Source organism: Roseateles amylovorans (assembly GCF_025398155.2).
Lineage (GTDB): Bacteria > Pseudomonadota > Gammaproteobacteria > Burkholderiales > Burkholderiaceae_C > Roseateles > Roseateles amylovorans.
The window spans coordinates 306,843-328,919 of the sequence record NZ_CP104562.2; the positions used below are offsets into that span (position 1 = coordinate 306,843).

Annotated in this window: 19 protein-coding genes; 12 read left to right on the plus strand and 7 right to left on the minus strand. The window is 68.8% G+C overall.

Annotated elements, in window-relative coordinates:
• Positions 1-242 precede the first annotated feature (242 nt).
• The gene (locus N4261_RS01340; RefSeq protein WP_261758444.1) at positions 243-1,568 is read left to right on the plus strand and encodes an Hsp70 family protein; all 1,326 of its coding nucleotides are present in this window, start codon (positions 243-245) and stop codon (positions 1,566-1,568) included.
• Positions 1,569-1,662: 94 nt separating this feature from the next.
• Positions 1,663-4,194, plus strand: a complete 2,532-nt coding sequence (locus tag N4261_RS01345; RefSeq protein ID WP_261758445.1) for a S9 family peptidase — start codon at positions 1,663-1,665, stop codon at positions 4,192-4,194.
• 51 nt (positions 4,195-4,245) lie between these two features.
• On the opposite strand, the gene N4261_RS01350 is transcribed toward N4261_RS01345, so the two are convergent.
• The 3 genes from N4261_RS01350 to N4261_RS01360 all read right to left on the minus strand — a co-directional run bounded on the left by N4261_RS01350 (position 4,246) and on the right by N4261_RS01360 (position 6,774).
• Complete coding sequence (locus N4261_RS01350) at positions 4,246-5,202, minus strand: nucleotidyl transferase AbiEii/AbiGii toxin family protein (RefSeq protein WP_261758446.1); 957 nt, start codon at positions 5,200-5,202, stop codon at positions 4,246-4,248.
• On the minus strand, positions 5,199-5,753 hold the full coding sequence (gene abiEi, locus N4261_RS01355) for a type IV toxin-antitoxin system AbiEi family antitoxin (RefSeq protein ID WP_435531993.1): 555 nt from the start codon (positions 5,751-5,753) through the stop codon (positions 5,199-5,201). Before abiEi ends, N4261_RS01350 begins: the two co-directional genes overlap by 4 nt.
• Positions 5,754-5,880: 127 nt before the next feature.
• Positions 5,881-6,774: a YecA/YgfB family protein gene (locus N4261_RS01360; protein WP_261758448.1), complete on the minus strand. Its 894-nt coding sequence runs from the start codon at positions 6,772-6,774 to the stop codon at positions 5,881-5,883.
• 416 nt (positions 6,775-7,190) lie between these two features.
• Here N4261_RS01360 and N4261_RS01365 point away from each other — a divergent pair, with 416 nt between their 5' ends.
• Complete coding sequence (locus N4261_RS01365; RefSeq protein WP_261758449.1) at positions 7,191-7,703, plus strand: GNAT family N-acetyltransferase; 513 nt, start codon at positions 7,191-7,193, stop codon at positions 7,701-7,703.
• Positions 7,704-7,794: 91 nt separating this feature from the next.
• Here N4261_RS01365 and N4261_RS01370 read toward each other — a convergent pair whose 3' ends face one another.
• On the minus strand, positions 7,795-8,895 hold the full coding sequence (locus N4261_RS01370) for a LysR family transcriptional regulator (RefSeq protein WP_261758450.1): 1,101 nt from the start codon (positions 8,893-8,895) through the stop codon (positions 7,795-7,797).
• 111 nt (positions 8,896-9,006) lie between these two features.
• On the opposite strand from N4261_RS01370, the gene N4261_RS01375 reads away from it, so the two are divergent.
• Positions 9,007-10,539, plus strand: a complete 1,533-nt coding sequence (locus N4261_RS01375) for a CoA-acylating methylmalonate-semialdehyde dehydrogenase (RefSeq protein WP_261758451.1) — start codon at positions 9,007-9,009, stop codon at positions 10,537-10,539.
• A 102-nt stretch (positions 10,540-10,641) separates the two neighbouring features.
• Entirely contained in the window at positions 10,642-12,336 is a 1,695-nt protein-coding gene (locus N4261_RS01380) for a diguanylate cyclase (protein ID WP_261758452.1), read from the plus strand.
• Between the two features lie 71 nt (positions 12,337-12,407).
• Here N4261_RS01380 and N4261_RS01385 read toward each other — a convergent pair whose 3' ends face one another.
• From N4261_RS01385 to N4261_RS01395, 3 genes are all read right to left on the minus strand, one after another.
• Positions 12,408-13,598 carry a GGDEF domain-containing protein gene (locus tag N4261_RS01385; protein ID WP_261758453.1) on the minus strand — a complete coding sequence of 397 codons (1,191 nt, stop codon included), beginning with the start codon at positions 13,596-13,598 and terminating at the stop codon, positions 12,408-12,410.
• A complete protein-coding gene (locus N4261_RS01390) occupies positions 13,595-14,743 on the minus strand; it encodes a GGDEF domain-containing protein (protein ID WP_261758454.1) in 1,149 nt (382 codons plus the stop codon). The genes N4261_RS01385 and N4261_RS01390 overlap by 4 nt, the downstream gene beginning before the upstream one ends.
• A 162-nt stretch (positions 14,744-14,905) precedes the next feature.
• Positions 14,906-16,228 carry a septal ring lytic transglycosylase RlpA family protein gene (locus N4261_RS01395; protein ID WP_261758455.1) on the minus strand — a complete coding sequence of 441 codons (1,323 nt, stop codon included), beginning with the start codon at positions 16,226-16,228 and terminating at the stop codon, positions 14,906-14,908.
• Positions 16,229-16,472: 244 nt separating this feature from the next.
• Here N4261_RS01395 and N4261_RS01400 point away from each other — a divergent pair, with 244 nt between their 5' ends.
• The 7 genes from N4261_RS01400 to N4261_RS01430 all read left to right on the plus strand — a co-directional run bounded on the left by N4261_RS01400 (position 16,473) and on the right by N4261_RS01430 (position 22,060).
• Positions 16,473-17,171 carry a fumarylacetoacetate hydrolase family protein gene (locus N4261_RS01400; RefSeq protein ID WP_261758456.1) on the plus strand — a complete coding sequence of 233 codons (699 nt, stop codon included), beginning with the start codon at positions 16,473-16,475 and terminating at the stop codon, positions 17,169-17,171.
• Between the two features lie 71 nt (positions 17,172-17,242).
• Positions 17,243-18,103 carry a carboxylating nicotinate-nucleotide diphosphorylase gene (gene nadC / locus N4261_RS01405; protein ID WP_261758457.1) on the plus strand — a complete coding sequence of 287 codons (861 nt, stop codon included), beginning with the start codon at positions 17,243-17,245 and terminating at the stop codon, positions 18,101-18,103.
• Between the two features lie 261 nt (positions 18,104-18,364).
• On the plus strand, positions 18,365-19,132 hold the full coding sequence (locus N4261_RS01410; RefSeq protein WP_261758458.1) for a GntR family transcriptional regulator: 768 nt from the start codon (positions 18,365-18,367) through the stop codon (positions 19,130-19,132).
• On the plus strand, positions 19,129-19,932 hold the full coding sequence (locus N4261_RS01415) for a transporter substrate-binding domain-containing protein (RefSeq protein ID WP_261758459.1): 804 nt from the start codon (positions 19,129-19,131) through the stop codon (positions 19,930-19,932). Before N4261_RS01410 ends, N4261_RS01415 begins: the two co-directional genes overlap by 4 nt.
• Positions 19,929-20,648 (plus strand): amino acid ABC transporter permease, encoded by a 720-nt coding sequence (locus tag N4261_RS01420; RefSeq protein WP_261758460.1) that lies wholly within the window; start codon positions 19,929-19,931, stop codon positions 20,646-20,648. The genes N4261_RS01415 and N4261_RS01420 overlap by 4 nt, the downstream gene beginning before the upstream one ends.
• Entirely contained in the window at positions 20,641-21,294 is a 654-nt protein-coding gene (locus N4261_RS01425; RefSeq protein WP_261758461.1) for an amino acid ABC transporter permease, read from the plus strand. The genes N4261_RS01420 and N4261_RS01425 overlap by 8 nt, the downstream gene beginning before the upstream one ends.
• Positions 21,278-22,060 (plus strand): amino acid ABC transporter ATP-binding protein, encoded by a 783-nt coding sequence (locus N4261_RS01430; RefSeq protein ID WP_261758462.1) that lies wholly within the window; start codon positions 21,278-21,280, stop codon positions 22,058-22,060. Before N4261_RS01425 ends, N4261_RS01430 begins: the two co-directional genes overlap by 17 nt.
• Positions 22,061-22,077 lie beyond the last annotated feature (17 nt).

Consider the following 22,077-nt stretch of genomic DNA (forward strand, 5'->3'; position numbering starts at 1 on the left):
ACGGTCTTTTGACGGGCACCCAGGCCGCGCGGAACGACGCTGTCCGACGCATTCATCGACACCAACGCCGGCGCCAACGCAGGCGATGAGCGCCGGTTTCGACGGCGATCTGCCTGCACGCCAGGCATTTCGTCACGGCATCGTCACCGCCTGACGAAGGCACGAAAAAAGGGGCACGGCTAGAATCCGCGCCCTTTTTCCATTTCCTGGATCGGCGTTCGCGCACCGGTCCCGTACGCACCATGGCATCGGTTTCCTCCTCCTCCGACCTGCCGCGCGACTTCTGCGCGATCGACTTCGGCACGTCCAATTCCGCCGTGGCCGTGCCGGACCCGCAGCGCCCCGGCGCGATGCGGCTGGTGGCGCTGGAAGGCGCCCACACCACGATGCCCACCGCGGTGTTCTATTTCGCCGAGGGCCGCCATGACGCCGACGGCCCGCCCCGCGCCTTCGGCCGCGCCGCCGTCGCCGCCTATGAAGAGGGCACCGACGGCCGCCTGATGCGGTCGATGAAGAGCATCCTCGGCTCCAGCCTGATCGATCAGGTCACCGATGCCGGCGGCGGCCGCGGCGTGAAATACATCGACATGCTGTCCGGCTACCTGAAGCGCCTGCGCCGCCAGGCGGCGGTGGACGGCGTCGAGCCGCGCCGGGTGGTGCTGGGTCGGCCGGTCTATTTCGTCGACGAGGACCCCACCCGCGACGCTGCCGCCCAACACTCCTTGATGACGGCCGCCCGCGCGGTCGGCTTCGAGGAGGTCCAGTTCCAGTTCGAGCCGATCGCTGCGGCGTTCGACTACGAACAGCAGGCCCAGCGCGAGCAACTGGTGCTGGTCGCCGACATCGGCGGCGGTACCTCGGACTTTTCGCTGGTCCGGGTGGGCCCGGACCGGGTGTCGCGGATCGACCGCCGCGAGGACATCCTCTCCAACCACGGCGTGCACATCGCCGGCACCGACTTCGACCGCCACATCGAGCTCACCGGCATCCTTCGGGAATTCGGCTACCGCGCCATGGGTCCCACCCGTGCGGGCCAGACGCCCCGCGAAGTGCCCAGCGGCATCTATTTCGACCTGGCCACCTGGCACCTGATCAACACCTGCTACAGCCCGCAGCGGGTGCTCGAGCTGCGCAACATGAAGCACTTCTATGGCGACCCCCGCCATCACCAGCGCCTGATGACGGTGCTGGAGGAGCGCCTGGGCCATGAACTCGCCCACCGGGCGGAGGACGCCAAGATCGCGGTGTCCGGCGGCGGCGACTGCCAGATCGACCTGGGCCTGATCGAATCCGGCCTGGAAGTGGCCCTGAGCGAACGCGCCGCGGTGGATGCGCTGCAGGCGGACATCGAACGCATTGCGGCCGCCGGCCGCGAGACGGTCGCCCGTGCCGGCCTGACGCCGAGCGATGTGGATGCGCTCTACCTCACCGGCGGCTCCACCGGCCTGCGCCTGCTGGCCGAGCGCATCGCGGCGGACTATCCGTCGGCCACCCAGGTGCGGGGCGACCGGTTCGCCTCGGTGGCCACCGGGCTGGGCCTGCATGCGGCACGCGTGTTCGCGCAGTGACACAAACTCGGGTACATCCCGAGGCCTGACCAGCGGCTCGGGCGACCGGCGCTGCTAGATTGCGCGGTTTCCTTGCTCGGGAGACCCCGCCATCATGCAGACGCCTCGCCCCCTGGCCTTGAGCCTCGCGTTGTCCGCCGCCCTCGGCACTGTCGGCGCGCTGGCCGCGCCCACCCTCGCGAATGCGGCCGGCGAGTCGCCTGCAGCCTCTTCGGCATCCCGCACCGCCGGCGGCGACACCACGCCGCTTTATCGCCAGCCATCCGAGGCGATGCGCGCGGTGCTGGATGCCAAGGGCCTGCCGGTCTTCCAGGTGTCGCCGGACCAGCGCACGCTGGCCATCGTCGAGCATCGCAAGTACCGCAGCATCGCCGAGCTGGCGCGTCCGGTGCTGCGCCAGGCGGGCCTGCGCTACGACCCGGCCACCGACAGCCCGCAGCTGCTCACCGTCATCGACGCGCTGACGCTGCGCAGCCTGGTCGACGGGCGCGACCGCATCGTCGCGCTGCCCGCGGGCGGCGCCTTCCACCAGCTGCGCTTTTCGCCGGACGGCCAACGTTTCCTGCTGAACCGCCGCACCGACAACGCCGTCGAGCTGTGGGTCGGCGACGTGGCCTCCGGCCGGATCAAGGCCGTGCCCAAGCTCAAGCTGCACACCTTGCTGGAAGACGATGTCGTCTGGCTGAATGACCATGAACTGATCGCACTGTCCGTGCCGGCCAAGCGCGGCGCCGCACCGGTGTTCTCGGCGCCGACCGGGCCGACGATTCAGGAATCGCTGGGTCGTAACTCGCCGGAGCGGACCCAGCAGGACATGCTGACGAATCCGCAGGAAGCGGCGGTGTTTGCTCATCACGCCACCTCGCAGCTGGTGCGTGTCGATCTCCGGAGCGGCGCGCTGCGCACCGTCGGTGAGCCGGGGCTGTTCAGCCACATCGAAGCACTCGGCACCGGCGGCCATTGGTTGAGCATGCGGCTGGCGCAGCCGTTCAGCTACCAGGTCGGCTGGGATGATTTCGCCTCGGTGGCCGAGGTGCGGGATGCGGCAGGCAAGGTCATCCCGGTGGGCCAGGTGAAGTTGCGCGAAGGCGTGCCGGTCGAAGGCGTGATCACCGGCCCGCGCCGCTTCTTCGCGTCGCCGGGGGCGGACGCCGCGGTCTACTGGGTGGAAGCCCTCGACGGCGGTGACAACCGCAACCAAGTCCCGCATCGGGACCGACTGATGCGGCTGGACGCGCCCTACACCGGCGCGGCCCGCGAAGTCGCCCGCGTGGCGCAGCGCCTGTCGCGCCTCGACTTCCTCGAAGGGGGCCGGCAGGCCCTGGTGAGCGACTTCGATCTGTCGAAGATGCGCACCGCCACCGACCTGGTCACGCTGGATGGCAGCGCGCCGGCCCAGCGGCTGATCGAGCGCTCGGTGCGCGACCGCTATCGCGATCCCGGCACCCCGGTCACCCGCATGCAGGCCAGCGGCCGTCGTGTGGTGCGTGTGGACGATGGCGCACTCTGGTTCCTCGGTGCGGGTGCCAGCCCTGAAGGCGACAAGCCCTTCATCGACCGCCTGAGTCTGGCCGACGCCAAGACCTCACGGCTGTTCCAGTCCGGCCGCAACGGCGATACGGCCCACTTCGAGCGGCCGCTGGCGGTGCTGGATGCGGCCGGCGCCCAGGTGCTGACGGTGCGGGAGAGCGTGAATGAACCCGGCAATGTGATGCTGCGCAGCGGGCCCTCGCTGGCCAGCCTGAAGCCGATCACCGAGGTGAAGGATCCCACGCCGCAGCTGCGCGGCATCCAGCGCGAGTTCGTCCGCTTCAAGCGGGCCGACGGCGTGGAGCTGTCGTTCTGGCTGTACCTGCCGCCTGGCTACCAGACCGGCGAGCGCCGTCCGACCTTCGTCTGGGCCTATCCGCTGGAGTACACCGACGCGTCCACGGCGGGCCAGGTCAGCGGTTCCAGCAACCGATTCAACACCTTCGCCGGCATGAGCCCGCTGATGCTGCTGCTGGACGGCTATGTGGTGCTGATGGAGGCGACGATGCCGGTGGTCGGCGATCCCAAGACGGTCAACGACAGCTTCATCGCGCAGATCACCGCCAATGCACAGGCCATCATCGACAAGGCGGTGGACCTGGGGGTGAGCGACCGCGAGAAGATGGTCGTCGGCGGCCACAGCTACGGTGCCTTCATGACGGCCAACCTGCTGGCCCATACCGACCTCTTCAAGGCCGGCATTGCCCGCAGCGGCGCCTACAACCGCAGCCTCACGCCATTCGGCTTCCAGAGCGAACGCCGCACCTACTGGGAGGCGCAGGACGTCTACCAGAAACTCTCCCCGTTCAACTTTGCCGACAAGCTCAAGGAGCCGCTGCTGCTCATCCATGGCGAGGCGGACAACAACTCCGGCACCTTCCCGATCCAGAGCGCGCGCCTGTACCAGGCGCTGGCGGGCACCGGCGGCACGGTGCGCTATGTCTCGCTGCCCTTCGAGTCGCACGGCTACACCGCACGTGAATCGCTGGGGCACACGCTCTGGGAGATGAGCGACTGGATGAAGCGCCAGGTCGGCCCCGGCGTGCCGTCCACCGCCTTCGCGGCGACGGCTGGGAACAATGGGGCGGGGAAGTAAAGCGCGGCGCGGTGGACGGAATTGAGCGTGTACTCGGGACACGGTCAACGCTTACGCGTTGGACCGATCCCGAGCCGTGCTCAGTGCCCACGCCAGCTGTTCACGCATGCTGGTGAAGAGCGCGCCGATGGACGTCGACAAATAGTCCAGGTATCCCGGCTGATCCAACGTTCTTGCACGCGTGGCCGAGTCGATGAATCGGCTCATCTGCGCTTTGAAGGCTTTGTCGTGGATCACGACAGGGAGGCGGGCAATCGTCTGATCGAGCATGGCGTCGTAGCCTGTCACGCCGTAGTCGTTGATCTTGGCAGCAACCAGCGTCGGATCCAGTTTGGCGCCCTGCTGGGATAGCCAGGCCAGATCCCAGATGTCCCGGTGTCGAATCTTGATCGCGTCAGATTCGACAGGCTGGCCCTTGTTGTCCGTCAGCGAGGTCGGGAAGGCAAGGATCTTGTCGGCCATGATTTCGGCGAGCGATTCGGTGTTCACGAACACCGTCGGCATGGCTCTCACTGAATCGTAGTTGGCCAGCAAAGGCCTCAACTCGCGCGTGTGTGCCGGCACGTTGGCGATCTCGAGTTTGATCTTCTGACGCGGCATCGCCGGATTTTCCGGCGCGGTCTCGATAGAGATCCACCACTTGTCCACTTTCACATGGTGCAGCCGATCATCGGCTGTCTTGGCGGGCTTGTTCTTCACCGAGACATTCAAGCCGAAGCGGTCACCAATTCGCCGCTCGACGCAGGCCTGGATCCTGGCCATCTGAGGGTGGGAGAAGTCCACCCCGCCTGCGAAGTCGAGATCCTCGCTGTACCGATCGGAGCCCCGGCACAAGCGCAGCGCGGTGCCACCCTGGAACACCAGATCCTTGAGCAATCCCTCGCCGTCCAACGCCTGGAAGATCTCGTAGTGCAGCAACTCCTTCTCCACCACCTGGCGCATCGTGGACAAGGCGGGGTTGGACATGGCCAGGTCCACCAGCCTGTCGAAGTCCTCTTTTTCGCTCACTTGAAGTCCTCCTCGGACGCATCGTCCCCATCGGCCAGGACCAGGTTGGTGTTGCGCCCAACCCGCCGCAGGTCTCGAATCGCCGTGTTTCGCGTGGCGATGCGAAGCGGTCGCCCGGGCGGCGCCAGCGTGTGTTCGAGGATGTCCGAGCGAGCGCGTTGCGTGTGGGTGAACTCAATGGTGCCAAAGGGCGTGTTGTGGACGCCGCGCCGTCCGGTGGTCATCACCGTGAGACGGTCGACCGGAATCTGCGAGATCGCGCCATATTCGGACAAGATGGATTCCAAGCTGACATAGGAGAGACAGCCCGGTCGTAACGCCTTGGCGACCTCTTCGGCAATCCAGCGGTTCTTGCTCTTCGCCGCAGGGTTCACAAAAAGGCCTCTCGCCGCCCGCACCAGCACGCCGTCGATCACCATCCGCTGCAGGGATTTCTCCATCGCCTTCTCGCCTTCGTCCGGAAAGAGCTTCTCGATGTCTCTGTGGGCCAGGACGTGAATGCCCATCCGGTCGAGTTCGGCCAATCGGCGATTCAGCTCGGTTCTCAACATATGTCGACGCGAACCCTAATAAAAAGTAGGGTTCGCGTCCACATAATCAACGAGAAAGCCGTGTTCGTCAATGCCTGCCCGGTCAAGCCCTAGGCGCGCGGCACACGGTCGGAACGCCTTGGCACGGTCACCGACGACCGCCCGGCGCGCCGCGTCGCGGCCCCCGGTTGGGCCGCGGCTCACTGCGCGGCTGGGACACATCGGCGAGCAGCAGGCTGGCGCGCACCAGGGACTCCACCGCTTCATCCAAGGTCTCGGGCGGCTCCAGGCTCTCGATTTCCTCGAGCAGCGCCTCCGCGTCTTCCAGATCCTCCGGATCCAGATGCATGTAAAGCTGGGCCAGCGGTTCGGTGAGCTGCTGCTCATCGAGCGCCATCAGCCCCGGCAGCACATCGGCCGCGAGAGCGAAACCGGCCACCCAGGGCAGCACGGTGTCGGATGGTGAGGCCTCCTCATCCAGCTCGAAGACCCACGGATCAAACCATTGGCGGTCGGCGATGGCCCGCGCCAGTTCGCGGTGGCGTCGCTGCACCAGCGCCAGCAGCGGCTGTCCGTCGTAACGGGCCGGGGCATCGCGGCCTTCGCTGTCCAGCACCCAGGGCCACCACGCCGACAACGCTGCCGGGCGCGGCTGCAACACCACGGCAACCAGGAAGCCGTCCAGCATCGACACATCCAGCGGCTCCAGCGGCGCAGGCACCGCGTCCAGCAAGGCTTGCAGGCGCTCCAGGTCCTGGTCGCTCCATTCCGCCGGCGGTGCGGGCTGGGTTGGCGGCGCGCTGTGGGGCGTTGGGGCGTGGCGAACCGCTGGCGCCGGCGACCGATCGGCGCCGCGGGCCGATGCCTCGCGCGGATCGACGTCGCGTGAGGCGCGCGCGGATGGCGCGGCCGTCGTGGGCCGTGTGCCGGCCCGTGCCCCGGCGGGACGCGACCCGCTGGGCGCAGAGGTCCGCGTGGATCGGCTGCCGCCGGACGGGGAGGCCGGGCGGGAAGATTTCGAAGGGGGCTTGGGCGCGCTCATCACCGCATTATCGGAGAGGGCCGAAATCGGGAAGATCGGTCTGCAGCATCAGGCCGCAACGGCGCCGGACCCGACCCAGAACCGAACCGCATCGAACCCGCACCGGACCGGAATCCGACCTCCCGCCCCGCATGCAACCCGCTGGAATCGGTACCGTCGATGGGAATTCCGTATGACGAAGTGCCGCTTACAGAAACTGACGATTTTTCGCAAGCATCCCACCTACTGGGGATGTGATTGACCCAGGGTTCGCCCTAGAGTTGGTCTCAAGCGACGCCACCGCCTCGCACCGATCCCAACGACGTCCTTTCTAGGACTTGCAACGCCCGATCAGCTCGCTGGTCGGGCGTCCTTTTTTGTGGATCGCGCGGCGATGAGCAGCCGGTGTGCCGACCATGCCGCCCTACGATGGTCAGATGACATCCGGAAAGACACCAGATCGCCCGACTGGGGCGCTGTCGGCGACCCTGCGCCTGACGCCGGTCAGCCCCGACGATGCGGAGGCGCTCATCGTGCTGCGGATTGCGGCCATGAAGCCGAGTCTCGAGCGGCTCGGACGCTTTGATCCCCAGCGGGCGCGGGAACGTTTTCTCGCCAGCTTCGATCCAGCGCTGACCCGGCACATCGAGGTCGATCGCCAGCGGTTGGGTTTCGTCGTCATCCGCCCCCAGCCGGACTGGCTGTTGCTGGACCACCTCTATCTGCATCCCGATGCGCAGGGCCGCGGTCTCGGGGCGGCCGTGCTGCAGCGGGTGTTCGCACAAGCGGAGGCCCTCGGGTTGCCAGTGCGAGTCGGCGCGCTGCGTGGCAGCGATGCCAACCGCTTCTATCAGCGCCATGGCTTCCTGTGGGTGGAGGAGTCGGAGTTCGATCTCTACTACCTGCGGCCGCGTTCGACGGTGCTCGCCAATCCGCCAGCGGAGGCGTGATCGGTCGTCGGTCGATCTCCTGGGGTCTGCCGCGACGGCTGAACGCAGCGTCCTGACCACCCGCCCGGTCGCAAGGCCAGTCCGCCAGCCGTCAGAAGCCGCCGTTCATCGCCGCCTTCAGATGCTCGATGAGCAACCGCACCCCCTGCGGCGTGTGGCTGCTCCACGGATGCACCGCATAGATCGCCTCGCCGAAGAAGCCCACCACCCGCCAGTCCGGCAGGACCTCGATCAGTTGGCCGTCGCGCACCGCGTCTCTGGCGCTGAAGTCGGGCAGCAGGGCCAGACCCAGGCCCGCGAGTGCGGCATCGCGCAGCACCTCGCTGTTGCCGGCGCGCAAGAGCCCCTGCACCGGCACCCGCAAGCGCTCGGCCGGGACACCCGCACGGCGTTCGAAGAACCAATGAGCCGGCCCGGGCCGCAGATACGGCAGGCAGCGGTGCTGCGCGAGTTCGGCGGGATGCTGCGGCCGGCCCGCCCGCGCCAGGTAGGACGGACTGGCCAGCAGCAGCGCCCGCGACTCACAGAGTTTGAAGGCGACGTGGGTGTCCGGCGGCTGGCTGGTGTGCCGGATCGCGAGGTCGAAACCTTCCTGCGTCAGGGGCACCAACCGATCGGACAGATCCAGCTCGATGCGCAAATCCGGATACCGCTCGAAGAACGGCACCAGCATCGGCGCCACATGCTGCCGGCCCAGCGCGACCGGCGCCGTCACTCGCAGCAGGCCGCGCGGCGCCCCGGCGGCGTCGCGGGCTTCGGTGAGGCTGCGACTGAGCAGGACCAGACCCGGTTCGGCCTGTTCGACCAGCCGCTGTCCCGCCTCGCTCAGTCGCACCGAGCGGGTGGTGCGCTGCACCAGTTGCTGGCCCAGATGGCGCTCCAGGTCGGAGATGCGCTGGCTCACCGCCGCCTTGGACAGCGACAGTCGCTGCGCCGCCCGGGTGAAGCTGCTCAACCGCGCGACTGCAATCAAGGCCTGCAACTGCGACCACAGTTGTTCGTCACGGATCTCCGGACGCAGGTCGGGCCATGTCGCCTGCGGCGTGGATCTCGGCGGTGCCGTGGGAATGACCGGTCCCGAACCGGCCTCCGACGCGGACGGCCGGCCAGTGCCGGCGCCCGTCGACGACGGAAGTTCAAAGGGATCGGCAGCGATGGCGACCGTGGGACGCCGGGCGGAAGACTTGGTCATGATTGTTCAGTTTATCGAACAGTCTGGCCGGCAGCAGGCCCTAGGCAGCGAGGGGCCTGCTGCCTAGACTGAGCCCATGCCTCTTCCGAGGCCTTTCATTCGGAGACCGCCGTGAGCACTGCTTCCCCCGCCCCCATCGCCTACAGTGACAGCGCCGACCTGACGCACTTCATCGCCGGCCAGCGCGTGGCGGCCACCTCCGGCCGCAGCCAGGCGGTCTACAACCCGGCCACCGGGGCGGTGGCGCGCCAGTTGCAACTGGGCAGCGCGGCGGATGTGGACACCGCCGTGGCCGCGGCGCAGGCCGCGTTCCCCGCCTGGGCGGATGCGCCGCCGCTGCGCCGGGCCCGGGTGATGTTCAAGTTCCTGGAACTGCTGAACCAGAACCGGGACCGTCTGGCCGCGATGATCACCGCCGAGCACGGCAAGGTGTTCACCGACGCTCAGGGCGAAGTCAGCCGCGGCATCGACGTCGTGGAGTTCGCCTGCGGCGTGCCGCAACTGCTCAAGGGCGATTACACCGAACAGGTCTCTACCGGCATCGACAACTGGACCCTGCGCCAGCCCCTCGGCGTGGTCGCCGGCATCACCCCGTTCAACTTCCCCTTCATGGTCCCGATGTGGATGGCGCCGTTGGCCATCGCCACCGGCAATGCCTTCATCCTCAAGCCCAGCGAGCGCGATCCGTCGCCCAGCCTGCTGATGGCCGAGCTGTGGCGCCAGGCCGGGCTGCCGGACGGCATCTTCAACGTCATCCAGGGCGACAAGCAGGTGGTGGAGGCGCTGGTGCACCATCCGGATGTCAAGGCGCTGAGCTTCGTCGGTTCCACGCCGATCGCCCAGAGCCTCTATGAGACCGGTGCCCGCCAGGGCAAGCGGGTCCAGGCCCTCGGTGGCGCCAAGAACCACATGGTGGTGATGCCGGATGCCGACCTCGACCAGTCGGTGGATGCGCTGATCGGCGCCGCCTACGGGTCGGCGGGGGAGCGCTGCATGGCGATCTCGGTGGCGGTACTGGTGGGCGAGGTGGCGGATCGCATCGTGCCGCGCCTGGCCGAGCGCGCCCGCAGCCTGAAGATCCGCAACGGCATGGACCTCGAGGCCGAGATGGGCCCGATCGTCACCCGCGAGGCGCGCGACCGCATCGAAGGCTACATCGCCCTCGGCGTGGAGGAGGGCGCCACGCTGGTGGTGGATGGGCGCGGTCATCAGGTGCCCGGCCATCCCGACGGGTTCTTCACCGGCGGCTCGCTGTTCGACCATGTCCAGCCGCACATGCGCATCTACAAGGAAGAGATTTTCGGACCGGTGCTGGTTTGCGTGCGGGTCCGGGACTTTGCCGAAGCGCTGGCGCTGGTCAATGCGCATGAGTTCGGCAACGGCGTGGCCTGCTTCACCAGCGATGGCAATGTGGCCCGCGAATTTTCGCGCCGGGTGCAGGTGGGCATGGTCGGCATCAATGTGCCGATTCCGGTGCCGATGGCCTGGCAGGGATTCGGCGGCTGGAAGAAGAGCCTGTTCGGCGACATGCATGCCTATGGCGAGGAAGGGGTGCGCTTCTACACCAAGCAAAAGAGCGTCATGCAGCGCTGGCCCGCCAGCATCGGCAAGGGCGCGGAATTCACGATGCCGACCAGCGCCTGAGCTGGCCAACGGTCAAGGCCCTTGCAGGCCGCATGCAGCCCGCATGCGGCCTGCATGCGACACGGGCGCGAGAAGCCGCGTTACATCGGCTAACCTGTCTGGATGTCTGAACACCCGCGCGACGAATCTCCGGATGATCTGCCGTTGGCCGAGCTGCTCGAGCGCGCGCGTGAGGCGCAGCAGCAGCATCGGTTGGCCGAGGGCCTGACCCTGGCCGAGGCGATCTGGCGCCGCGCCGGCGCCGACGGGTTTGTCAACGAGCAGGCCGAGGCGGGCAAGCTCCGCAGCTTCTTCCTGCTGCGTCAGGGGGACCTGCGGGGCATGCTGGACGCGGGTCAGCAGGCCCTGGCCTTGCTCCGGCCGCTGGGGCCCAGCCGCTCGATCTGCGAGCTGCTGCGCTGGATGAGCCTGTCCGCCTGCGAGCTGGGCGACTACGAACTCGGCTTGGCCTGTGCCCATGAAGCGGTGCAGCAGGCCGGTGAACTGGGTGATGTACGCATGCGCGCGGTGGCCCTGAACGGCATGGGCGCCTGCTTCGAGCGCATGGGCGATCCCTGGCAGGCCGAGCGGCTGATGGGTGAGGCCGCCGGCATGATCCGCAGCGAGGCCACGCCGTATGAGCGCGTGGTCACGCTCACCAACCTCTGCACCGTGGCCCTCGGGGCCTATCACCTGCAGCGCGACGGCGCCGCGCCCGAACAGGCCGAGCGCACCCTGGAGCGCGCGCTGGAGCTGGCGCGGGAGGCGCGTCCGTTTTCGCAGCAGTTGGGTGATCGCTATGCGATCGCGCTGACCGCCAGCAATTTTGGCGAGGTGCTGCTCTTGATGGACCGCCTCGACGAGGCCGAGCCGCTGCTGCGCGAAGCCCAGGACGAGTGCGCCCGCGTCGGCTTCCGTCTGCTGGACTGGCGGTTGCGCGGCACGCTGGCCGAGCTGATGCTCGCCCGCGGCGATGCACGGGGGGCCTGGCAGCATCTGCAGGCCCTGGAGGTGGAGATCGATCAGGCTGCCGGTCGGGCGCCTGCCACGCGCAGCGAGACGCCGCCGTCGGCCGGTCTGGTCCCACCGGCCGAACCGGGCGAGGCAGAGGATCCGGTGCCCCCCTTCATTCGGCTGCGGCTGCATCAGGCGGCCTATCGGTCCGCCAAGGCTTTGGCCTTGCTGGGCCCGGCGCTGGTGCATCTGGAGCAGGCCCGCGCGGTGGAGCGCCGCCGCGGTGTGATGCAGCTGATGGCGCAGTCCCAGTATTTCGTCTCCCGGCTGGAAGCGGAATTCGGCGGCGAGGGCGGCGCCTGCGCCGACCGCGATCCGGCCACCCATCGCGATCCCCTGACCGGACTCGGCAACCGCCGCTGCCTGGAAGCCCGGCTGCCGCCGATGCTGCGCGCGGCCGAGCAGGATGGCCGTCCGCTGACGGTCGCGCTGATCGATGCGGATGGGCTGCGCAACATCAATGAGCGCCATGGTCACGACATCGGCGACCGCGTTCTGCAGGAGCTGGCCCAACTGCTGCGCGAGAACACCCGCGCCAGCGATCTGGCGCTGCGCTGGAGCGGCGAGGAATTCCTGGTGGTCTTTCCCGACACCGTGGCCGATCGCGGCTTCGAGGTCTGCGAACGCATCCGCGCCAGCGTGTCCTTCCATCCCTGGCACCGCCTTGCCGAGGGCCTGGACGTGACGCTCAGCATGGGTCTGGCCAGCGCACCCCCGTATGCGACCGATCAATTGATCGCCCGCGCCACTGCCGCGGTGGCCCGCGCCAAGCACCTGGGGCGCAATCGCGTGGCGTTGGCCTGAGGCGTCTGGCGCTTGCCCGTCTGCAACGCCGGGCCGCGAGGTTGGCGGGCACGTCGGGGTGGCGTCGGATCTCAGGTCGACGGGGCCGGCGATTCCAGCTCCACCGCCTGCACCACGTTGCGCCCCTGGCCCTTGGCGCGGTAGAGCGCCTGGTCGGCACGGCGCAGCACCTCGGCGGCACTGGGATCGTCCGGGGAGGACTCGGCAATCCCGAAGCTGGCGGTCAGGGCCCAGGACTGCCCGTTCCAGGCGAAAGACTGGGCCGCCAGCAGCACCCGCATGCGCTCGGCCACCAGCGCGGCGCCGGCGATGTCGGTGTCGGGCAGCAGCGCGCAGAACTCCTCGCCGCCGAGCCGGCCGAGCAGGTCGACCTCCCGCAGGCAAGGCTGCACCACGCTGACCAGGGTCTGCAGCGCGGCATCGCCTGCGGCATGGCCCAGGGTGTCGTTGAGCTGCTTGAAGCGATCCATGTCCAACAACACCAGACCGTAGCGATGCCCGCGGCGTTGGCGCTCGTGTTCCGCGTCCATGGCCTCGGACAACGCGCGGCGATTCATCGCATCGGTGAGCGGATCGCGCTGGGTCAGCCGCTGGATCTCCAGCATCAGCTTGAGCAGCAGCAAGAAGGCAAGGGTGCCGTTCAAGGCCAGGGCGATCACCAGCGCCGACCAGAGCCAGACGATGTTGAAGCCGCTGCCGCCGTTCAGGTCGCCGGTCTGCCCGGGCGCGAGGAAGGCTTCCAGCGGCCGGGCCAGCAGCAGCAGGCCCAGCACCAGCAAGGGCGTGACCAGCAGCACCGACAGCCGCGCCCGCAGGCCGCGCGCCCGCAGCAGCAGGAAGGCATCGCGCCCGGCCAGCAGGCTCATCACCCCCATGGTGCCGTACAGCAGCGCCTTCTGACCGATCGAGATACCGCCTTCGGCCCACTGGGTGGCCAGCGTGCTCACCACCACCACCGCGAGGGCGCTCAGCCGCCACGGGGGTCGGCGCTCCGCCACCAGCGGCACCGCGATGCGCACCAGGGCGAAGGCCGCCAGTCCCAGAGCGTCGGACCACCAGGCCTGCAGCGCGCCGCCGCCCAGGGACGGCAGGTCATGCAGCACGAACGAGCCGCCCAGCAACGCATTCGCGGCCGCCAGACACAGGCAGGCCCAGGGCGATTCGCGCAGGCCGCCGGCCACCAGCAGCCAGACCACCGCCGCGACGCCGAACACCGTCACCAGCGCGGCGATCATCGTGATCGGATCGGTGTTCGGGATCATGCGGAACTCACCTCGCCGGTGCTGCGCAGCACCCGGTTGCGCCCGCGGGCCTTGGCCGCATACATCGCGGCATCCGCCCGGGCCAGGGCCTGCTGGCCATGAGGGTCGGCCGGCTCCATCGCGGCCACGCCGAAGCTGGCGCTGATCGGCCAGATCTTGTCGCCCCAGGTCAGGGGCCGTTCCTGCAGCAGCCGGCGCAGCCGCTCGGCCACCATCACCGCACTGTCCAGGTCGGTGTCGGGCATCAGCACCGCGAATTCCTCGCCCCCGAGCCGCCCGAAGGCATCGGTGTCGCGCAGCCCGGTGGCGAGCTCGCGTGAAAGATGCTGCAGCGCCGCATCGCCGCCCGCATGGCCGAGTTCGTCGTTGATGCGCTTGAAGTGGTCGATGTCCATCACCAGCACCGCATGGTCGCGGCCTCGTTCGACTTGCGCCTGCAGCCGCAGCAGGCCCTCTTCCACCGCGCGTCGGTTGAGCAGTCCGGTCAGGCTATCGCGACGCGTCAGGTGCCGCACCCGCGCAATCATGCGCTGCAGCACCAGGGCGATCAGGCCGGTCGCGATCAGCAGGTTGATGAACAGGCGCACCAAGGCCAGCGGCGCATTCCGGGTGAGGCTTTCCAGGCCGAAACCGACCGGCGTCCATCCCAGCAGATCGAAGGAACGCCACAGCGCACCGGCCGCCAGCACGCCATACGGCAGCACCAACAGCAGCGTCATGATCCGGCGAAAGCCCGCGCCGATGAGGATGTCGCGGGCCGCCATCAGGGCCAGCAGCGCGCCGAAGAGGTTGGAGACGAGGCGGCCGTGGTTCAGGTCCGGATAGACCGCCGCATGCGCCAGCAGACCGATGACGACCACGGCCACCACGTCCGGCGCGCCGTAGCGCAAGCGCATCAGGCCGCGCACGCCGGCGGTGAGCAGGCCGGCGGCGACCAGGGTGAGGGGCAGCACGAGTGCGGCCTCCAGCGCGGGCGGCAGCATCGGCCACCAGGCCAACGCGAGCAGACCGTGGTAGCCCGCGATGCGCCGAGCCGCCCGCGGCGCGATGCGCAACACATGGCCCATCAGCAACCAGACCACGCAGGCGAAGGCATCCACGACGGCAATCACCATGAGCAAGGTGGCGGCGTCGAGAAGCGGCATGCGCAGGATCATCGCAGGGGCCCCGGGCTCACACAATCCGCCGATTCAGGGCGGGGGGGCCGGCAAGCTCTGGCGTGTCCCGCAGATCGGCGGCGCGGCGGGCCGAGGCGGAGCTGAGTGCTGTTGTGATTGCTGTTGTGATTGCTGCTGTGATCGCTGCGCTCAACGCCGCTCGACCAGCACTGGCGTCAGTGCCATGGCGGTGCGCACCCGCTCGGCCGCGGCTCGGGCGTCTTCCCGGCTGATGAACGGTCCGGCCTGCAGTCGATGCAGGCTCTTGTCCTTGAAGATGGCCAGCATCGGCGCCATCCAGTCCAGCTCTCGGTTGAACTGCTCGCGCAGCGTCTCGGCGCCTTCCAGTCGCGAGAACGCGCCCAACTGCAGCCAGAAGCCGGGCGCAGCCGCCAGTTGCAGGCGCGGGACCTGGGCGCTGTCGGCGGCTGGGGAACGCGCCTGGCTGGCGGTCGGCGTGCCCGAGGTGGGGGCTGTGGCCAAGGCGCCAGGCAGTTCGGAGGCGGGGGTGTCGAGATCGGTTCCGGCCGGCAGCGCGGTCACTGGCAGGGGCACCATGCCAGCGCCTGCGCCTGCCGTCGAGGCGGCGGCCGTGGCGACGGAGGTGCCGCCGGCGGTCACAGACGTGACCGGACCAGCGGCCGGCACCGTCCGCGTGGGCGCTGCGGTGCCCGGCTTGGCGGCGGCCACCGAGCTGCCGCGCGGGGACGGCGTGGCGCTGGCGGCGGCGGGGGACAGGTCTTGCAGCTCGCGCGCAGGCGGCCGGGCGTCGGCCGTGGTCGGCAAGCTGGGCGCCCCGCTGGGTGAGGCGGCGGCATAGACCGGTGTGTCCTGGGCGGGCGGGCTGGCGGGCAACTCCCGACCCCGGGTCCAGGCGCCGGTGCGGATGTCCTCGTAGGTGATGCGCTCGACCTCCACCTGGCCGACGCCGCGCAGGAGGTCCAGTTTCAGCGCGGCGGTGTAGCTCAGGTCCACGATCCGGCCGGGGTGGAAGGGCCCGCGGTCATTGATCCGGACGATCACCTCCCGCCCGTTCTTCGGATTGCGCACCCGGGCATAGCTCGGGATGGGCATGGTCGCGTGGGCCGCGGTCATGGCATACATGTTGTAGACCTCGCCGCTGGCGGTCTGTCTGCCGTGAAACTTGCGGCCGTACCAGGACGCCAGGCCCCGTTCGACCAGCGGCTGGTCGTCCACGATCGGCTGGTAGCTCCGGCCGGCGACGGCATAGGGCTTGTTCGGCCCCCCCTTGCGGATGCTTTCCAGGCGCGGCAGGGCGTCGGGGATCTTGTCCAGGTCGGCGGGCGCTTGGGCTTCGGGGCCGTCCTTGTCGGGCCACTGGGTGACCTTGGGGCCGCCGGAGGGGCTGGGTGAGGGACTTTTGGGGGCGGGACCGCGGCTGGCGCAGGCGGCCAGGAACAGTGCACACGTCAGGACGGCCAGACGCTGGCCGGCGGGGCGGGCTTCAAACATGGGCGCAACCCTAGCAACCCCAGCCGCTTTTGCCAAGGTTATGCTGCACGCCTGCGGACGGTCGAACGTGTTGTTTCAATGGCTTGACCGTCGCGTCGACCCGGCGGTCGACCCCGTCGGCGGGCCCGGCTGTTCCCGGTTCGCCAGAGGTCGCCTCCGCTCGACCGGCCACTTGCGGGACACCGCATCTGCCGCGCGCCCGCCACGCACCTGCAACGCAACGCCCAGCGCCTCGAGACCCGCCATGAGCACCTACATCTTCCCCCCCGCGCCCCAGGCTGCCGTGGCCGTGCGCGGCACCGACGCCCGTTACGCCGTCAGCCGCATCTTCTGCGTCGGCCGCAACTACGCGGCCCATGCCCGCGAGATGGGCAGCGATCCGACCCGTGAACCGCCGTTCTACTTCACCAAGCCGGCCAGCGCGCTGGCGCCGTCGGGCGGCACCATTCCGTACGCCCCCGGCACGAAGAACCTGCATTACGAGATGGAGCTGGTCATTGCCATCGGCAAGCCGGTGTTCAAGGCCACGCCCGAGCAGGCCGGCGACGCCGTCTGGGGCTATGCCGCCGGGCTGGACATGACCCGCCGCGACCTGCAGAACGAGGCCAAGGCCATCGGCCGGCCCTGGGACCTGGGCAAGGGCTTCGAGCATTCGGCGGTCATCACCGAGCTCGTCCCCCGTGATCAGATCGGCGAACTCAGCCGGGGCGCGATCACGCTGTCGGTCAACGGCACCGAGAAGCAACGCGGTGACCTGTCCGACATGATCTGGAGCGTGCCTGAACTGGTGGCCAACCTGTCGCAGTTCTATCACCTGCAACCGGGCGACCTGATCTACACCGGCACGCCCGAAGGCGTGGGCCCGGTGCAACCGGGCGACCAGATCGTCGGCGTGATCGAGGGCTTCGGCGAGCTGCACCTCACCATCGGCGCTGCCGAGTGAGTCCGCCGGCGGGCGTGGCGCAGACGTCGCGCCCGCGGCCTTCTTGTCCCCGAGCTGTAGAGAGCCCTGTGATGTTCGACCACAACGAAACCCTGGACGAGGCCCGCGCCCGCAACATCCGCGAGGCCCTGTTCGAGGACATCGGCCGCTGCGACTGGACCGCCCAGCTGGTGCCCGCCGGCCGTCGCGTGCGGGCCCATGTGCGCGTGCGCGAGGCCGCCGTGCTGTGTGGTCGCGACTGGTTCAACGGCGTCTTCGCCGCCCTGGATGCGACCGCCCGCATCGACTGGCAGTACGACGAGGGCGCCGACATGGCCCCCGACACCGTGGTCTGCCAGATCGAGGCCGACGGCCGCTCGCTGCTCTCGGCCGAGCGCCCGGCACTGAACTTCCTGCAGTTGCTGTCCGGCACCGCCACCATCACCCGCACCCATGCGCGGGCCATCGAGGGTGCGAGCCCCAATCCGCGCGGCTGTGTGGTGCTGGACACCCGCAAGACGCTGCCCGGCCTGCGACTGGCGCAGAAGTACGCGGTGCGCGTGGGCGGGGGCGCCAATCAGCGCCTGGCCCTGTATGACGGCATCCTGATCAAGGAAAACCACATCGCCGCTGCCGGTGGCGTCACCCAGGCGCTGGCCCAGGCGCAGGCATTGAACGCCGGCGTGACCATCCAGGTCGAGGTGGAAACGCTGGATCAACTGCGCGAGGCCCTGGCGGCTGGCGCGGTCAGTGTGCTGCTGGACAACTTCACCGAGCCCAGGATGCGGGAGGCGGTGTCGATCACGGCCGGCCGCGCGCTGCTGGAGGTGTCCGGCGGCGTGGCGTTGGATCAGCTGCGATGGATCGCCGCGACCGGGGTGGACCGGATCTCGATCGGTCGACTGACCAAGGACGTCAAGGCGGTCGATTATTCGATGCGGGTGGACGGCTGAGCGCCATGCCCGGTGACGTCCGGCGGCGCGCGTCTCCGGCGCGTCTCGGCGAGATCTCCCTGAAAGGCCCCGTGAGGGGCCTTTCTTCATGGCGCCGCGATGGGCGCGGCAAGCACTGGGATAGTGCGTGCGGCGCCCCAGCAGCGGCCTGCCGGCGGCACGGGTCTCCCCAAGCCTGTGCGCAAGAAGGGGTGGAAACTGTGCGCACGGCTTGCATACAAGACAGATGCGCGCTGGCACGGAAGCTGCAAAGCCCAGGCCATGGGTTCCACCGCCACCGACATCAGCCAGCGCATCATCGAAGCGGTGCTGGCGCAGAAGCTGGCCCCCGGCACACGGCTGGGGGAGCAGCAACTGGCGTTGTTGTTCGACTGCAGCCGCACCATCGTCCGCGAGGCGCTGACCGGGCTGGCGGCGCGCGGCATCGTGACCGTCAGCGCGCGGCGGGGCTGGTACCTGATCGCGCCGTCGCAGGACGAGGCGCGTGAAGCCTTCGAGGCGCGTCGGGTGATCGAGCTGGGCCTGATCCGCGGGCAGCGTGCGCTGGAGAAACCCGCCCTGGCCCGACTGAAGAAGCATCTGCAACAGGAGCGGGCGGCGCTGCGGGGCGACGATGTCGGCGCCCGCAGCTTTCTGCTGGGGGACTTCCATGTCTGCCTGGCGGAATGCCTGGGCAACAGCCTGCTGGCCGACACCCTGCGCGACTACACCGCGCGCACCACGCTGATCGCGATGCTCTACCAGTCCTCGCACGACGCAGCGCAATCCTGCGAGGAGCATGTCGCCATCGTGGCGGCGCTGGAGCGCGGCGATGCGACGGCAGCCGAGTCGCTGATGGCCGCCCATCTGGCCAGCGTGCAGGCCGGCCTGCAGATGGAGACGCCGGCCGACGACCCCCTTCAACAACTGCGGCAGGCGCTCACGCCGATGCCGCAGGCGCATGCCCGGCGTGCGGTGCGGGACTCGCGCCCGACCGACGCCGAGGTCACCGATCCTCCCCCCGCCGCCTATCTAGGAGCCTTGCTATGAGTCACGCCGCCGTCTCTTCCCGCCTGTCGCGCCGCCTGTTGTTGGCTGCAGGCCTCAGCCTCGCCGCCCTCGGCGTCCAGGCCCAGACCGCCCTGGAGACGATCACCAAGTCCAAGACCATCAAGATCGCGATCCCGACCGACTACCCGCCGTACGGCTTCGTCGGACCCGACATGAAGCCGCAGGGCCTGGACGTGGCGGTGGCCGAGCTGATCGCCGCCAAGCTCGGTGTGAAGGTGGAGCTGGTACCGGTGACCAGCGCCAATCGCATTCCCTATCTGCAGACCAAGAAGGCGGATCTGGTGATCTCTACCCTCGGCAAGAACCCGGAGCGCGAGAAGGTCATCAGCTTCAGTGCCGCCTATGCGCCGTTCTTCCAGGCGGTGTTCGCCGCGAAGAGCCTGCCGATCAAGAGCTTTGCCGATCTCGCCGGCAAGTCGGTGGCGGTGACGCGTGGCGCGATGGAGGACCAGGAGCTGGCCAAGGTCGCGCCCGCCTCGCTCGACTACAAGCGCTTCGAAGACAACAACGCCACCATCGCGGCCTTCTCCGCCGGTCAGACCCAGGTGCTGGCCACCAGCGCCGCCGTGGCGGGCAACCTGATGCAGCGCAATCCCGGGCTGAACATCGAATACAAGCTGCTGCTCAAGGACAGCCCCTGCTATGTGGGCGTGGCCAAGGGCGAGGACGCCTTGCTCGCCAAGGTCAACAGCATCATCGCCGCGGCCAAGCAGGCGGGTGAGCTGGAGGCGCTGTCCAAGAAGTGGCTGGGCCGGAGCACCGGCGAACTGCCGCTGTGATCGAGTTCGACTTCGGCGCCGTCCTCGCCGAATGGCCGCTGCTGTTGCGCGGCCTGGCCTGGACGGTCGGGCTGACGGCGGTGGCCGTGCCGCTGGGGCTGCTGATCGCCACGCTGGGCGCCTGGGCTCGCGCCTGCGGTTCCACCGCGCTGCGGCGGCTGGTGGGGGTGTATGTCGAGCTGCTGCGCAACACGCCGTTCATCGTGCAGCTCTTCTTCATCTTCTTCGGCCTGCCGTCGATGGGGGTGAAGCTGTCGCCCGAGCTGGCGTCCTTGATCGCCATGACCCTGAACCTCGGCGCCTACGGCACCGAGATCCTGCGGGCCGGCATTCAGGCCACGCCGCGCGGCCAATGGGAAGCGGCGCAGAGCCTGGCGCTCGGCCCGGTCCAGACCTTCACCCGGGTGGTGCTGCCGCCGGCGTTCCAGCGGGTGTGGCCGGCGATGACCGGTCAGATCATCATCGTGATGCTGGGGTCGGCGGTGTGCGGACAGATCTCCACTGAAGAGCTGAGCTATGCGGCCAACCTGATCCAGAGCCGCAACTTCCGCGCATTCGAGGCCTTCATCATGGCCACCGCGATCTATCTGGCGCTGTCGATGCTGACGCGTCGGCTGCTGCGCTGGGTGGGGGCGCGTTTCCTGTTCGGCAGTGCGCCCGTGGCGCCGCGTCGGCCCACGGTGCCGGAACCGTTGACCGGGAGGTCGCATGGTTGAGTTCACCCTGTGGGACATCGTCCGAAACCTGATGCTGGCGCTGCGATGGACGGTCGCGCTGTCGCTGATCGCCTTCATCGGCGGCGGGCTGGTCGGCGCGCTGCTGCTGTGGCTGCGATTGGGCATGGGACGTCGCACCCAGTGGGCCATCGGTCTGTATGTGCAGCTGTTCCAGGGCACGCCGCTGCTGATGCAGCTGTTCCTGGCTTACTTCGGGCTGGCGCTGCTGGGCGTGGAGGTGTCCGCCTGGACCGCCGCTGCGCTGGCACTGACCGCCTACACCAGTGCCTATCTGGTCGAGATCTGGCGCGGTTGCGTCGAGGCCGTGCCGCGTGGCCAGTGGGAAGCGGCGCGCAGCCTGGCGATGAGCTTCGGTGAACAACTGCGCCACGTCATCCTGCCGCAGGCGCTGAAGATGGCGATTGCGCCGACGGTCGGCTTCCTGGTGCAGGTCATCAAGGGCACGGCCCTGGCCTCGGTGATCGGCTTTGTCGAGCTGACCAAGGCCGGCAGCATGATCGCCAATGCGAGCTTCAAGCCCTTCCTGGTGTTCGGCTGCGTGGCGCTGTTCTATTTCGTCCTGTGCTTCCCCGTGAGCCTGGTCGCCCAACATCTGGAAAGGAAGCAGCATGGCCGCACAGCCTGAAGACCTGGCCGCGCCGAAAGTGGCGCCCAAGGTGCCCATCGTGCGCATCACCGCCCTGCGCAAGTCGTACGGCAGCAACGAGGTGCTCAAGGGCATCGACCTGGATGTGCTGCGCGGCGAGGTGATCGCGCTCATCGGCAAGAGCGGCTCGGGCAAGAGCACGCTGCTGCGCTGCATCAACGGGCTCGAACCGTTCCAGGACGGGTCGTTGACCGTCGCCGGCAAGCCGCTGCTGTATGAAAGCGCGATGGCCATGCGCAACCTGCGCCAGCAGGTGGGCATGATCTTCCAGAGCTTCAATCTCTTTCCCCACCTCAGCGTGGGCCGCAATGTGATGCTGGCGCCGACGCTGGTGAAGAAGACCGCCACCGCGGAGGCCGCGGATCAGGCGCGCGCGCTGTTGGCGCGGGTTGGCCTGGCGGAGAAGTTCGACGCCATGCCGGAGCAGCTCTCCGGTGGCCAGCAGCAGCGGGTGGCCATTGCGCGAGCGCTGGCGATGTCGCCGCAGGTGCTGCTGTGCGATGAGATCACCTCGGCGCTGGATCCGGAACTCGTGGGCGAGGTGCTGCGGGTGGTGGAGTCCCTGGCCGAGGAGGGCATGACGCTGCTGATGGTCACCCACGAGATGAGCTTTGCTCGCAAGGTGGCCGACCGGGTGATCTTCATGCACCAGGGCCGGGTCCACGAGATCGGCCCGCCGCAGGAGATCTTCGGCGCGCCGAAGACGCCGGAGCTCAGGCAGTTCCTGTCGTCGCTGCAGGAGTGACGGCCCCTCCAAGGGCG

Excerpts from the sequence above, each read along its gene's own strand:
- N4261_RS01340 (WP_261758444.1), top strand. The coding sequence starts at position 243 with ATGGCATCGGTTTCCTCCTCCTCCGACCTGCCGCGCGACTTCTGCGCG.
- N4261_RS01345 (WP_261758445.1), top strand. The coding sequence starts at position 1,663 with ATGCAGACGCCTCGCCCCCTGGCCTTGAGCCTCGCGTTGTCCGCCGCC.
- abiEi (WP_435531993.1), bottom strand. The coding sequence starts at position 5,753 with ATGTTGAGAACCGAGCTGAATCGCCGATTGGCCGAACTCGACCGGATG.
- N4261_RS01360 (WP_261758448.1), bottom strand. The coding sequence starts at position 6,774 with ATGAGCGCGCCCAAGCCCCCTTCGAAATCTTCCCGCCCGGCCTCCCCG.
- N4261_RS01365 (WP_261758449.1), top strand. The coding sequence starts at position 7,191 with ATGACATCCGGAAAGACACCAGATCGCCCGACTGGGGCGCTGTCGGCG.
- N4261_RS01370 (WP_261758450.1), bottom strand. The coding sequence starts at position 8,895 with ATGACCAAGTCTTCCGCCCGGCGTCCCACGGTCGCCATCGCTGCCGAT.
- N4261_RS01380 (WP_261758452.1), top strand. The coding sequence starts at position 10,642 with ATGTCTGAACACCCGCGCGACGAATCTCCGGATGATCTGCCGTTGGCC.
- N4261_RS01385 (WP_261758453.1), bottom strand. The coding sequence starts at position 13,598 with ATGATCCCGAACACCGATCCGATCACGATGATCGCCGCGCTGGTGACG.
- N4261_RS01390 (WP_261758454.1), bottom strand. The coding sequence starts at position 14,743 with ATGCCGCTTCTCGACGCCGCCACCTTGCTCATGGTGATTGCCGTCGTG.
- N4261_RS01395 (WP_261758455.1), bottom strand. The coding sequence starts at position 16,228 with ATGTTTGAAGCCCGCCCCGCCGGCCAGCGTCTGGCCGTCCTGACGTGT.
- N4261_RS01400 (WP_261758456.1), top strand. The coding sequence starts at position 16,473 with ATGAGCACCTACATCTTCCCCCCCGCGCCCCAGGCTGCCGTGGCCGTG.
- nadC (WP_261758457.1), top strand. The coding sequence starts at position 17,243 with ATGTTCGACCACAACGAAACCCTGGACGAGGCCCGCGCCCGCAACATC.
- N4261_RS01410 (WP_261758458.1), top strand. The coding sequence starts at position 18,365 with ATGGGTTCCACCGCCACCGACATCAGCCAGCGCATCATCGAAGCGGTG.
- N4261_RS01415 (WP_261758459.1), top strand. The coding sequence starts at position 19,129 with ATGAGTCACGCCGCCGTCTCTTCCCGCCTGTCGCGCCGCCTGTTGTTG.
- N4261_RS01425 (WP_261758461.1), top strand. The coding sequence starts at position 20,641 with ATGGTTGAGTTCACCCTGTGGGACATCGTCCGAAACCTGATGCTGGCG.
- N4261_RS01430 (WP_261758462.1), top strand. The coding sequence starts at position 21,278 with ATGGCCGCACAGCCTGAAGACCTGGCCGCGCCGAAAGTGGCGCCCAAG.